Consider the following 13,063-nt stretch of genomic DNA (forward strand, 5'->3'; position numbering starts at 1 on the left):
GGGGGGCAGCGGGGGTAGCCATTTCATTAGCGACTCACTTTTGCAGACGCCCAAAAGTAAGCAAAACGCTGGGCCCCGGCGTTCGGCCCCTCGCTGGGGCTCGGGGTTCCTTCGCTCCGGGACTCATCCGGGGGCATCGCCTCCGGTTTGCTTCGCTGCACCTCCTCTCGATGTGTTCGACTTCGTCGAACGGTCGCTGCGCTCCCACCCCCGGATAAATCCCTCCACTCAGCCTTCCGATGGGGCCGGCACGTCAAAAGCTTTACTCGAGCTAACGCTCATCGTGTTGAGTGGTGAGAGGCGAAAAGCAGAAAGCAGAAAGCAGAAAGCAGAAAGCAGAAAGCAGAAAGCAGAAAGCGGACTGCTTTTGCTTTGATCGTTCCCACGCTCCGCGTGGGAATGCAGCCCGGGACGCTCCGCGTCCCATTCTCGAATGTTTAAAAGTTGTGTCTGTTTTAACGATCCTTCCCACAAGGTTTTCAGGTTGTCCGTCGGAAGCGCGGGCTCTAGCCTGTTTCGGTCGCTGCCAATTCAGTGATCGGGCATGGAAACCCGCGTAACAACAGAGCGCACAAGCGCCATTCATAACGTATCCTGCGCACCCTCATGGTGTGCACTTTGTTATGGCGGCTGTGCGTAGGAGACCTCGTGTCTGCCGGGTTGCTCTGTCCCGGGTTTCCAGCCTGCGTACAGCTGCCACCTATTCGCTTGGAAACCGAATAGGGCCAGCTATAACCGTCATACAGGGTAAAAAATCATGAAAAAACCAACACCCAACCCACCCGAAAACCAAGCCAGTCTCGAAACCGACCCAACCTCCCCATACACCTCCATCAACTCCAAAAAACTCCACGAAGCCGCCGAACGCGCCCTGGACCATTACCTCTGCCCCGGCGCCCACATCATGGGCAGCGTCAACGAACCCGCCCCGATGTACCTCGCCAACCCGGCCTACAACACCGAATCCCTGCTCGCCAACGCCTGCGAGTCCCTGGGCTCGGCCAGCGAAATGCTCAACAACTTCGCCGCCGCCCTCGACCCCGCCCACCGCAAGACCGCCCTGGGCATCGCTCAGATCCTCATGCTGGGTGAACTGGCCGTAAATCAGGCCTTGGATCACGTCGAGTTGAAGGACTGATCAGTATCAACCGCTGAATGAGCAACGCGACCCAATAACTGAGTCGCGTTGTTTTTACATCCATCCAATAGCGTCAGGGATAACCGACCGTCTTCCGTCATTGCAGTACCAAAAATGACCGATGTCTTCGTGTCTTAGTCAAAAACTGGTCCCTCGCTAAGATGGCTAACTAAGGCCAAGGTGGTGGCCAATCCAGCGATGTGAGGGGCTCGCCGCTGATAGAGATGATTTTGTCGTAGTTAATTACTTCGCTTGTATTGCTTCCATCTGGCTTTTTGATTGATACAGAAGTTTCGTCTACAGAGGTGATTTCTCCACGTCGAGTGGTATGAGCGTTAGGGAAATCCATAATCCCCAAAACGCTTACCATTTTCCCTACACCAATATCCTTTAGTTCATTTCTTGCTGAAATACTTTCCATGGTGGTAGTCCAATTTTGTTAGTTGAAACAAAAAGGTATTCGTCGTCATATTCACTGTCACCTGTTAGAAATGACAGTTGCTTAGAGTTATTAGGAGTAAAAGTATTTGCGGAAGAGAATATGGCACTCTTTATGGTAAGGAAGCAGGCGGGGAGTCCAACGCTGGATTATTGATCGTTCCCACGCTCTGCGTGGGAATGCAGCCCCGGACGCTCCGCGTCAAATTCGCGAGCTGGAACGCGGTGCGTCCCTTGAGGCATTTCCCGAGTCGGTTCGACGTGGGAACGATCAACGACTCAAGCACCAGCGAAAAAAAAACGCCCCCAAAAGGGAGCGCATTTTTTGCTTCAGTGGGGTCACTCATTCTGTGACCGAGCGCCACATCACGGATATTCCTGACGTGCGTGCACAACGCCCAGAATATTTATCCGGCCCACCGCTTGGTAAATGAGCAGGTAGTTGGGATGTACGACCATCTCACGAGTGCCGGGAGTTCGCCCCACTCGATAGAGGTGTGGATGTTTGGTAAGGGTAACCGTGGCGGCTTCGATAGCGTTTGAAAGCTTGTTAGCCGCTTTGAAATTACGGTCACTGATGTAGTCAAGAATGTGCAGGAGTTCAGCCCGAGCTTCGGGCTGCCACTCAACCTGCATCGTATTTTTTACGCTTTGCTTCCATCAGGGCATGCATTTCGGCCATCACCTGATCATTAGGAATGCTCGGACGTGGGTCATTCATGGAAGCTTGTATTTTGGCGATCAACCAACGGTCATAACTCGCAGCCTGTTCCTCAGGACCAAGATCCGAAACAACCGGGCACAGTGGGTCGATCAAAGACGGGTCGATCATGGAACCTCCGGGTTTGGTGCCTGGAAGTCTATTCGGTAACGGTATCGCTGTCGTCGCTGTCTGGATGAATTGCATGTTGGCCAAGCTCCATGGGGATCAAGTTGTCCCGGCAAATCCTAGAGCCTGCACTTCCGACGGCCAACCGCCAGAATTCGTCAGAAAACTCCCCGATTTTCTGAAAACGTTCCGTTTTCCGTAGGACGCCACTCAAGCGTCAGCGCAAAAAAAACCGCGACCCTCAACAGGTCGCGGTTTTCCAACACCCAACCCTTACTGCTGCAAAACCGTCGCCTGGTTAGCCGACCCGAACTGCTGAATATTCGCGGTCTGTGTCATCCCGCTCTGATCCACATTGGCAATGTTCCCCGTCCCGCCCTGGGTCACGTACGCCACGTTCATGGTGTCAGCCTGTTTCACGGTGATCGTGTTGTCGCTGCCATACAGCTGCGCGGTGTAGGCCTGGTTGCCGGTGCCCGACTGGTCGAACTCGGTGCTGTTGCCCGTGCCGTTCGAGGTGCCTTGGGCCAGGTTGGTGGTGCCGCGTTGATCGGAGATCAGGATGTTGTCGCTGCCGTTCTGATCGAAGTACAGCTCGTTGTAGGAATCAGCCTGGCTGACTGTGGTTTTGTTGCCGGTGCCAGTCTGGTGGGTCGTCATGATGTGGCCGACGCCGTCCTGGGTGAAGCTGGCGATGTTGCCGTTACCCGCCTGATTGATCGTCGCGCGCTGGTTGCTGCCGAACTGGCCGCCGTGTTGCGGGCCTTTCCAGTTGCTGGCGTAGACCTTGTTGTCGTTGCCCACGGAGGTGGCGTTGAGTGTGTGACCGTCGCCGCTCTGGTAGGTGTAGTGCACGTTGCCGTTGCCGACTTGATAGAGCGACAGCGTCGAGTTGACCGACTCGAACTGGTCGGCGTAGATGGCGTTGGTGTTACCGACCTGGGTGACGGCGGCGGTGTTGTTTTCGCCGAAGCTCTGGTCGACCACGGTTTCGTTGCTGTCGCCGTATTGGTTGACGGTGGCCTGGCTGGCCAGTTGCGAGTCTTGCCAGATTTCGCTGCCGTTGAGGTTGCCGAACTGGTTGATGGTGATGTTGCCGCCGGTGCCGTTGCGTTGGTCGGCGTAGCCGTAGTTGTTTTCGCCGGCCTGGTTGATGCCGATCTGCCCGCCGTTGTGGGTGACCTGTTCGGCGGTGCCGTAGTTGGCGGTGCCGTATTGGGTGATCACCGAGCTGTTGCCGCTGCCTTCGTACAGTTGCTCGATGTTGGCTTCGTTGCTGTCGCCGAACTGGAAGGTCTTGCCTTCGCTGCCGTTCTGCGAGTCCTGGTAGACGAACGAAAAGTTGCCGGTGCCTTGCTGCTGTTGCAGGGCGGTGTTGGGGGCGCCGAAGCCCAGCGACTGGCTGGCGTGGGTGGTGTTGAAGGCGCCGGACTGTTGCTGGGTGATGGTGCCGTTGTCTTCGTAAAGTTGTTCGGCATAGGCGGCGTTGTAGTCGCCGACGGCGTCCTGGGTGATGACGCTGCTGGCGGTGTCTTGCACGGCGGCGGCGTCGTTGCCCTGGCCCAGTTGGGTCTGGGTGGCGCTGCTGAACGGGGCCTGGGTCTGCTTCACATCGGCGATGTTGGCAGTACCGACCTGGCTCTGGGTGGACAGGCTGTCGTCGGCCATGGCCTGGGCACTGATCATGACCAGGATGGCGGCGGTGAGGGGCGTCAGTTTGAACATGATGAACTCTCCGATGATTGCAGTGCTTAGCGGTATTGCTTGACCGAAACGCTCATGCCGTTGCCCGACTGGGTCACGGCGCTTTGCAGCCCCGTGCCGGCCTGCTCGATGCTGGCGTCGTTGTTGTTGCCGTTTTGCGAAATCTGCGCGCGGTTGTGGCTGCCGTTTTGTGTGATGGACGCGGCGTTGCCGGAGCCGTTTTGCGTGATCAATGCCATCAGGTCGCTGCCTTGCTGAAGGATGTAAGCCTCTTGATTGCTGCCCGACTGCACGATCTTTCCAAGCAGCGACTGACCGTTCTGCGAGAGCAGCGCGAGGTTGGCCTGGCCGTTCTGGTCGATCAGGGCTTGCTGGCCCACCGGGGGCGGCAGTTCGCCAAGGTCGGCGGAGGGCGCCAGGTCGTCGTTTTCCATCAGGTCGTCGGCGCGCGCGCCCGCACTGCCGCACAGGGCGAGCAGGCAAAGCAGGGCGGCGGTCGGCGTATTCATGGCGTTGTCCTGTGGTGTGTCGTGTTGCTCAAACCTGAAATCGTGGCTGAGACCGGCCCCACCCACTCCGCGCCAGGCGGTGTGGGGCGGGTGGGGCGTGGGCTCAGAGGGTGGTCACCGAGATGGTCCGTACGGTGCCCTGGGACGAGCGGATGGTGGCGGTCGGGTTGGCCGATGGCACCACGTTGGTGTTGTTGAGCGTCAACCGCCAGCGTCCGGTGACCGGTACCGTCGTCGTGCCGAGAGTGACCAGCCCGGTCGGGGTGGTGACCTGCACGGTGATGGTGTTGCCGGTGGTCACCGACGAGGTGCCGGCGAAGTCCCAGTTGAAGCGGTTGCCGGAACGGGCCTGCACGGTCGAGGTGGTGATCGTGAAGGTTTCCGCCGCTGGCCGTGGCGACACTTGCACAGTGACCGTGGCCGGCGTCGACTGGGCGCCGAAGCTGTCCCGGGCGATGTAGGTGAAGGTCGTGGTGAATGCGGTGGTCACGGTGGCCGGTGGGGTGTAGGTGATCACCGTGCCGTCAGTGCTGACCGTGCCGCGTCCTGCCGGTGGTTGGGTCAGGCTGGCGACGCCCAGCGGCGTGTTGCCTTCCGGATCGGTGTCGTTGGCCAGCACGTTGATCGGGATCGCGACACCCAATGTGGCGACGCTGTCGGCGACGGCGGTCGGTGGCCGGTTCGGTGCGACGCTGATGGTCACCGTGGCCGGGTTCACCGAGGCCAGGCCTTTGCTGTCCTGGGCCTTGTAGGTGAAGGTCGTGGTCAGCGGTGCGTTGACCACGGCTGGCGGGGTGTAAACCACCGAGGTGGTGCCGTTCAGCGCAACGGTGCCCTGGCCGGCCGCCGGTTGGGTCAGCGCGGTGATGGTCAGCGGCACGTTGCCGTCCGGGTCGTTGTCGTTGGTCAGCACATTGAGGGTGATCGGCACGCCGAAGCTGGTGCTGCCGGTGTCGGCGACGGACAGCGGCGCCTGGTTTTCACCGGTGTCCGGCGCGTTGCCAACCACCACGACCGGCTCGGTGTCGCTGCCGCCAGCGGCGGATTTGACCGTGACGGTGGCCGGTGGTTGGGTCAGGTCGGCGACGGTGATTTTTTGCAGGGTGCCAGTTTTCGACAGGCGTCCGTAGCCTTGGGCGACCATGTCCGGCACGGCGACTTCATCGGTTGACGTGGCTTCGATCAACAGGCTGTGATTGGCCCAGCTGTAGCGGGCGGTCTGGATTTTCACCACGTCGGTGAGCTTGGCCGATACCGAAGTCGGGCGCGTTGTCCCGGCCGGGTTGGTTGCAGTCACGACGATCACCGATGGCAGGGTCCCGTTGCCCAGACGCTGGCCGAAGAACAGGCCGTTGTTATCACCCAACAGGCTGGTCTGGCACGGCGTCTTCGGTGGGCCGGGCAGCAGCGCCAACGTTTCGCGAAAGCATAGGGTCGAGCTGCTGTCTGCCTTGGCGAACACTTCGGTACGCACGCCGGCCGACGTCCGGCGATAGGTCGCGCGATCGAGGGCGACGTGGGTCTGTTGACGGTTGTCGAGGACCTTGCCGGCGACGGTGAACAGGGTGGTCTGAATCGAGCCGGCGCCCGAGGGACCGTCGATCCGCACGAAGTTGGTGTTGAACGGGCTGCCGGTCACCGCCTCGGTGAGGTTCGGGTCGCCGACGAAGGTTTCGACGTTGCCGGTGTCCGGGTTCACTTCGGTGTACGGCCCGTTGATGCTGCGCAGGAACGGGCCGATGGCACCGTTGAGCGCACCGCTGAAGTTGCCCGGAGCGCCGATGCCGACGTCCTTGGTGATGTTGATCGCCCGCCGGCCTGGCGTGGTGACGGTGACCGTTTCCACGCCGTACGGGTGGGTGATGGTGTAGGTCCCGGCAACGGGTACGTTCACCCGGATACGGATCCGCGCGAAGCTTTGCTGATCACCGTCCACCGGGTTTCCCGAGGCGAACGCTGCTTCGATCCCGGCGACATAGGCGTCCATACCAAAACCGGCACCATTGTTGGGGATATTGGTTTCCGCCAGGAACCAGAAGGCTTCCGGTGGCCAGTTATCGGGGAAGACCATCGGCAGCGTGTCGTCGAAAATCCCCGGTTCCGGCAGCAGGGTGCACATGTACGCCGGCGGTGTGGCGGCCGGCACTCGCGAGCTGGCGGCGCGGGACTGGCAGAGCTCCATCGACAGCAGGTTGTTGTCCTGGTACCACATCGGGAATTTCCCGGTGGCAAAGGTGTAGGGGCCGGGATCGACGGCGGCCAGTTGCGCGAACGCACTGCCGGTCAGCGAGATTGTCAGCCCGAGCGCGTTGAGCGCGAAGCGTGGCCACTTGTTCATGATGCCTCCTGATGCGGATCTGGGCATGTGAGCGTTCATTGCACGATGACCACTTCTTCGGTATCGCTGCCGCCATTGGACGACGTCACCCGAACCTTGGCCGGTGGAATCGGGGTGATCCCGGTGGTCAGGGTTTTCACTGCGCCGTCACCGCCCAGCGCACCGATGGCGGCGCCGCTGCCGGAGGTAGCGGTGAGTACCGGCGGCGAGGTTTCGTCACTGGTCGAGGCCACCAACGTCAGTTGCCCGGAGCTCAGGCTGTACTCGGCGCGCTGGATCACCACCAGGTCGGTCAGGGTCATGGGCAGGGTGGTCGGTGAACTGGTCGCGATGGCCAGGTGGTTGTCGGCGGTCACTTGCAGCGTGGACGGCAAGGTCGGGTTGACCTGCGATTGCGCGTACCAGCTGCCGGTGCTGTCGGCCTCCTTGAGGTTGAGCACCGGCGTGCTGCTGGTGACCGCGACGGTGGCCGGAGCAGGCGGGGCTTTGACGAATACGTCTTGTTGGGCGACCGGGGCACTGTCGCCGGGTTTGCGCGAGTAGGTGCTGCGTTCGGTGATCAGCGGCGTCGGCCGGACCACCGTCGACAACTTGCCGGAGACCGCAAACACTGTGGTGCGCAGGTCGATGCCGCCGGGGCCTTCGATGCGGATGAAATTGGTGTTGAACGGGCTGCCGGTCACTGCTTCTTCCAGGTTGGGGTCGCCGACGAACTGTTCGGCGCCGCCGCTCACCGGATTGGTCTCGGTGTACGGCCCGTTGACGCTGCGCAGGAACGGCCCGACGTCACCCTTGAGCGCGCCGTCGTAGGTTTTCGGACTGCCGATGCCGATGTCGCGGGTCATGTTGATCGCACGACGACCGGGGGTGTCGACAGTGAACACTTCGACGCCGTACGGGTGAGTGATCACGTAGGTCCCGGCGGTGGGTACATCGACCCGGATGCGGATGCGGGCGAAGCTGATCTGGTCGCCTTCCACCGGATCACCGCCACTGAACGCCGCTTCGACGGCCGAGCCGTAGGACAGGTTGATGCCCCGGGCCGCATCGACAACGGTGCCGTCGGCGGTGAACCAGAACGCTTCGTCGGGAAAGTTGCTCGGGAAGACGATCGGTTGGGCGTCGTCGAACACACCGGGGGTCGGAATCAGCGAGCACATGTATGAAGGGGCGCCGGGCGTGCTTGGCACGCGCGAGCTGAGCGCTTTGGACAGGCACAGGTCCAGCGTACGACCGTGGGTGTCCTGATACCAACTGGCAAATCCGCCGGTCGCCGGGGCATAGGGGCCGGGATCGACGGCGAACAGAGCGGCCTGGGCAATGCCCTGGGCCAAGGCGCTCACGACCAGGACGGTCGCGGTTTTGGACAGTAAAGGGTGCATGAGTTAATCCCTCTATCGAAGTGCCTGCCCCTTGGGGGTGGGTCAGTTGCAGAGGGGCTTTACAACTTCCATACCAACGGCCGGGCAACGGGCGGGAGAGGCCCGTGGTGCAAGGGTTGGCGAGTGAGGGTGGGGATTTTTTGCAACGCGGGCATCGGGCGACAGTCCCCAGGATTGGGGATTGTGGGGATCCATCGGCAATCCGGATTTGCAGATTTGTGATCGTGGGGCCGTTCACCCCCCGCATCCGGGCAATCACCCAACGGTGGGCTATAACCCTATAGGGACGTATCGGGAAGTCGCCGCCATGAACATGCAGTCAAAATCGCTACCGGTCGAGGAGAGCAGCTTGCGGCTGAGTTCGCGCAAGCAGCCGTTCAACCTGCTGCGCTGGTTTTCATTGATCAGCATGGCGGTGATCGGCACGGTCGCCGTGGCGCTGGGGGCGGTGTCGACGCGATTCGTGATCGAGGAAAGCGTACAGCGCGATGCCTTGCTGACGGCGCAGTTCATCCAGGCCATTGCTGCGGCAGAAGTACGCCACGTATCGATCCCCAATATCCGCACCATGGGCGAGTTGCTCGACCCTCGCCAGGACAAGGATTTTCCTGACGTAGACCCAGCGGCCCGGGCCAGCGCCCGGGGTGAGTTTCTCGATCACATTGCACACCTGCCGGATGTGATTCTCGCCAACATTTATGCGCCGGATCGTACCGTGATCTGGTCGACCAATCCGGCGCTGACCAACACCCGCATTCATGCCGACGAAGACCTCGACCGGGCATTCAATGAAAAGATTCCGGTCTCGGCCAGTTACCACGACGTCGACAAGGGCCGTGAAGAGCAGAAGTTCGTGGTGCCGCCGGAATACATCTTCATCGAGAACTACATTCCTTTGTTCGACGCCGATGGCAAGAACGTCACGGCGATGGTCGAGATCTACAAGGAACCCAAAGACCTGATCGCCCGCATGGAGCGCGGTCTGACCCTGATCTGGCTGGCCACGGCGCTGGGCGGCGGGCTGATTTATCTGGGGCTGTACTGGATCGTGCGTCGGGCGGCGATCCTGTTGGCGGTCCAACAAAAGCAACTGATCGCCAACGAAACCTTCGTTGCGCTGGGCGAGATGTCCTCGGCGGTGGCACACAGTTTGCGCAACCCGTTGGCGACCATCCGCTCCAGCGCCGAACTGGCCCTGGAATTCGACGCGGGGCCGGCGCAGAAGAACATCAAGGACATCATCGGCCAGGTCGATCGCATGTCGAAGTGGGTGCGCGAACTGCTGCAATCGCTGCGACCGCTCAACGACGAACCGGAGCCGGTGAACCTGGTGGCGGCGCTGCACGAGAGTCTGGTCGCGTTCGAACAGCAGATCGCCAAAAACGCGGTACACGTGGTGTTTCATCCGCAACAAACGCCGATGGTGCTGAGCCAACCGGTGCAACTGACGCAAATCCTCAACAGCCTGTTGGCCAACGCATTGGAAGCCATGGACAAGGGCGGCACGCTGACCATTACGCTTGAGCCAACGGACAGCCGAGGTGTCAGCGTCATGCTCAGTGACACCGGCAAAGGCATGAACGATGAACAGCGCAGCATGGCGTTCCGGCCGTTTTTCACCACCAAACAGGGTGGGCTCGGTGTAGGGCTGGTGCTGGTCAAACGGATCATGGAGCGCTTCGGCGGCGGTGTGACCCTGGACAGTCGCGAAGGCGAGGGCACCACCGTTCGTCTGGCGTTTCAACTCATCCAGTAAATTGGGGTGAACTTCCCCCAGGAGCGGGTGTCAGGCCCCGGTCACCGGGGAGTGGGGAATCCAACAGCGTCTGTAACGGCTTGTTTCAACGGGGATTAATACTTTGGCGAGGTAATTGCAAAACACCATCACCCCTTCCTTAGATGAGGCGGCTGGTGATGGACAGAGCAACGCGTTACCCCAACAAGTTATTCCTGCTGACGCCGTTAAGCGTCTTTCTGGCATTGACCCTCGGCACCATGGCGGGGGTTCGAGCGAGCCCGATCGATGACGAGAACCAGCCGGAAGCCTCCGACCCGTCGGCGTACTACGACGAGCCGGCCGATGAACCGGCGGCACTCAACGCCATCCTGACCATGCCCGAGGCCAACGAAGATTCCTTCGATCTGCCTGACGGGGTGAAAGGCACGCGCAACACCACGCGTTCGGAAAACATCCTGCCGCCGACCGTGCAGACCAGTTTCAATTACCCCACGAATGGCAAGCCGAGCCCGTTGTACGGCGCCCAGCCGTTCACTCAGCAAATCGTATTGTTCGAAGAGTTCGGCCCGGAAAAACTCGACCCGACCACCCCGGCCGCGCCGTTGGGCTTTCCACCAGCCGCCATCGGTCCGGCGCCGGCCCAGGATCCGAACAGCGTCGCCCGCAGCGCGCCACCCGGCACGGCACTGGACGCGTTTTTGCGTCAACCGGGGCTGACGCCGTTCCCGAGCCAGTTCTCCAACGTCGTCGACCGCAACCCGTGGCAGTCGCAGATCGAGCTGTTCCTCAACCGTCACATCGGCTCGTCCGCCGAAGGCCGGCCACCGGGAAAAGGCTGGGCTCACCAGCGCTGGAACGAGTTCTACCCGCAAGTCGCCTACAAGACCGTGCAGACCGGCGCGCGTCTGAATGGAGGTCTGCGTGACAGTCGGCAGATGCACGGTTATGCCGTCGGCGAGTTCGGCCCCGGCGGGCTGTACCACAACGTCGCGGGTGTGCCGGCGACTGATGGCACAGCCAAAGGCGTCGATGCGCGTTTCCACCCGGCGATGCCAGTGCAGAACCACAACTCGGTGTGGACCTTCGACGGTACGCTGCCGCCGAAACTGCTGATGGTGCGCTACGGCCAACCGGTGATGATGCGCCACTACAACGGCTTGCCGATCGATCCGTCGGCCAACCGCGGCTTCGGCCTGCACACCATCACCACCCACGAGCACAACGGCCACGCACCGGCGGAAAGCGACGGCTATGCCAACGCATTTTTCTTCCCCGGCCAGTATTACGACTATCGCTGGCCGATCCAGCTCGCCGGTTACGACAGCATCAACACCAAGGCCGAAGATCCGCGTGCGGCGTTCCCGTGTGCACCGGGGGAAACCCTGTGGGTCAACGACCTTGCACCTGCGAAGAAAACCTGCGACCACGGCACCATCAAGATCCGTGGCGACTGGCGCGAAACCATGAGCACCCACTGGTTCCACGACCACATGCTCGATTTCACCGCGCAGAACGTCTACAAGGGCAACGCGGCGATGATGAACTACTACAGCGCCCTGGATCGTGGTAACGAATCGGTGAACGACGGGGTCAACCTGCGTTTCCCCAGCGGCAGCGCCTTGCCGTGGGGCAACCGCGACTACGACGTCAACCTGGTGTTCGCCGACAAGGCCTGGGATCAGGAAGGCCAGTTGTGGTTCAACCCGTTCAACACCGATGGCTTCATCGGCGATCAGGTGCTGGTCAACTGGCAGTGGAAACCGACCCTCGACGTCCGCGCCCGCAGCTATCGGTTCCGCATCCTCAACGGATCGGTGTCGCGCTACTTCAAACTCGCACTGGTACGGGAAATCAAAGGCACCGGCGGTGAATTCCAGGGGCCGAAGAACTCCGGCGTTTCCTACAGCCGCGTGCCGTTCCACATGATCGCCAACGACGGCAACATCATGGAGCACAGCGTGCCGTTCGACGGCTCGATGGATCTGGATGCCGACGGTGACAAACAGAACCACAACGCGACCCTGCCGACCCAGGGCATCGCCGAACGGTTCGACATCATCGTCAACTTCTCGAAAAACGGCATCAAACCGGGTGACAAGCTGTTCTTCGTCAACCTCCAGGCCCAGGACGACGGCAAAGGCCCGAAAGAAACGATTTCGCTGTCCGACGTGCTCTCCGAGAAGTACCTGGCGGTGATCAAACAGACCAGCAAAGGCCCGCAATGGGACAAGGGCGATCCGGCGGTGGGCAAGGTCTTGCAGCTCAACGTCAAGCCTTTCACCGGCCAGGACCTGGCCATGGATCCGGCAGCCTACGAACCGGCCAAACCGGGCAAGGCTGAAGGCATGGTGATGATCCCGCTGAAGATCCACCGCGACAACGCCGCCGACAAGGCGCTGCTGGCCAACGCCCGTCACCGCACCTTCACCTTCGGCCGCAGCGACGGCACCGATGAAGCACCGTGGACGGTCAAGACCGATGGCGGCTTCGGCTTCCACATGGACCCACGCCGGTTGAACGCATCAACGAAACTGGCCAGCGGCCCGACCGATGCCGGCACCGCCGGGTTCGGCACCCTGGAAGTGTGGAACATCAAGCTTGGCGGCAAGGGTTGGAGCCATCCGGTGCACGTGCACTTCGAGGAAGGGATCATCCTCAGCCGTGGCGGCAAGGCCCCGCCTGAGTGGGAAAAATGGGCGCGCAAGGACGTCTATCGCATCGGCTCGGAAGCCGACGGGCTGGACAGCGTGGAAATGGCGATCAACTTCCGCGAGTTCGCCGGGACTTACATGGAGCACTGTCACAACACCCAGCATGAAGACAACTCGATGCTGCTGCGTTGGGACCTTGAGAAACCCGGGCAATTGCAGCTGATGCCGACACCGCTGCCGAGCTGGGATGGCGTGCGCTACGTCAACTCCGCCGCGCTGCCAACCTTCCGCGCTGGCGATGGCTTCGGCCCGCAAGTGACCGTGAAGAAATGAAAA

10 protein-coding genes are annotated in these 13,063 nt (G+C 61.2%); 3 read left to right on the plus strand and 7 right to left on the minus strand.

What is annotated here, in order from left to right:
• Positions 1-757: 757 nt before the first annotated feature.
• Positions 758-1,138, plus strand: coding sequence for a DUF6124 family protein (locus AC07VV_RS00005; protein ID WP_495034734.1), 381 nt, complete (start codon positions 758-760; stop codon positions 1,136-1,138).
• A 169-nt stretch (positions 1,139-1,307) separates the two neighbouring features.
• Here AC07VV_RS00005 and AC07VV_RS00010 read toward each other — a convergent pair whose 3' ends face one another.
• The 7 genes from AC07VV_RS00010 to AC07VV_RS00040 form a co-directional block, all read right to left on the minus strand.
• Positions 1,308-1,559, minus strand: a complete 252-nt coding sequence (locus AC07VV_RS00010; protein WP_495034735.1) for a hypothetical protein — start codon at positions 1,557-1,559, stop codon at positions 1,308-1,310.
• Positions 1,560-1,942: 383 nt separating this feature from the next.
• A complete protein-coding gene (locus tag AC07VV_RS00015; protein WP_179695643.1) occupies positions 1,943-2,212 on the minus strand; it encodes a type II toxin-antitoxin system RelE/ParE family toxin in 270 nt (89 codons plus the stop codon).
• Positions 2,202-2,408 carry a type II toxin-antitoxin system RelB family antitoxin gene (gene relB / locus AC07VV_RS00020; RefSeq protein ID WP_085613439.1) on the minus strand — a complete coding sequence of 69 codons (207 nt, stop codon included), beginning with the start codon at positions 2,406-2,408 and terminating at the stop codon, positions 2,202-2,204. Before relB ends, AC07VV_RS00015 begins: the two co-directional genes overlap by 11 nt.
• A gap of 270 nt (positions 2,409-2,678) precedes the next feature.
• On the minus strand, positions 2,679-4,130 hold the full coding sequence (locus AC07VV_RS00025) for a curlin (RefSeq protein ID WP_495034736.1): 1,452 nt from the start codon (positions 4,128-4,130) through the stop codon (positions 2,679-2,681).
• Between the two features lie 26 nt (positions 4,131-4,156).
• Positions 4,157-4,618: a curlin gene (locus AC07VV_RS00030; RefSeq protein ID WP_495034737.1), complete on the minus strand. Its 462-nt coding sequence runs from the start codon at positions 4,616-4,618 to the stop codon at positions 4,157-4,159.
• Between the two features lie 103 nt (positions 4,619-4,721).
• Positions 4,722-6,956 carry an Ig-like domain-containing protein gene (locus AC07VV_RS00035; RefSeq protein WP_495034738.1) on the minus strand — a complete coding sequence of 745 codons (2,235 nt, stop codon included), beginning with the start codon at positions 6,954-6,956 and terminating at the stop codon, positions 4,722-4,724.
• Positions 6,957-6,991: 35 nt separating this feature from the next.
• Complete coding sequence (locus tag AC07VV_RS00040; protein WP_495034739.1) at positions 6,992-8,338, minus strand: hypothetical protein; 1,347 nt, start codon at positions 8,336-8,338, stop codon at positions 6,992-6,994.
• 307 nt (positions 8,339-8,645) lie between these two features.
• Between AC07VV_RS00040 and AC07VV_RS00045 the strand changes: the two genes are divergently transcribed.
• Positions 8,646-10,094: a sensor histidine kinase gene (locus AC07VV_RS00045; RefSeq protein WP_495034740.1), complete on the plus strand. Its 1,449-nt coding sequence runs from the start codon at positions 8,646-8,648 to the stop codon at positions 10,092-10,094.
• 158 nt (positions 10,095-10,252) lie between these two features.
• On the plus strand, positions 10,253-13,060 hold the full coding sequence (locus AC07VV_RS00050) for a multicopper oxidase domain-containing protein (protein ID WP_495034741.1): 2,808 nt from the start codon (positions 10,253-10,255) through the stop codon (positions 13,058-13,060).
• Positions 13,061-13,063 lie beyond the last annotated feature (3 nt).

It is taken from the genome of Pseudomonas sp. GW821-FHT02C04 (assembly GCF_059421845.1).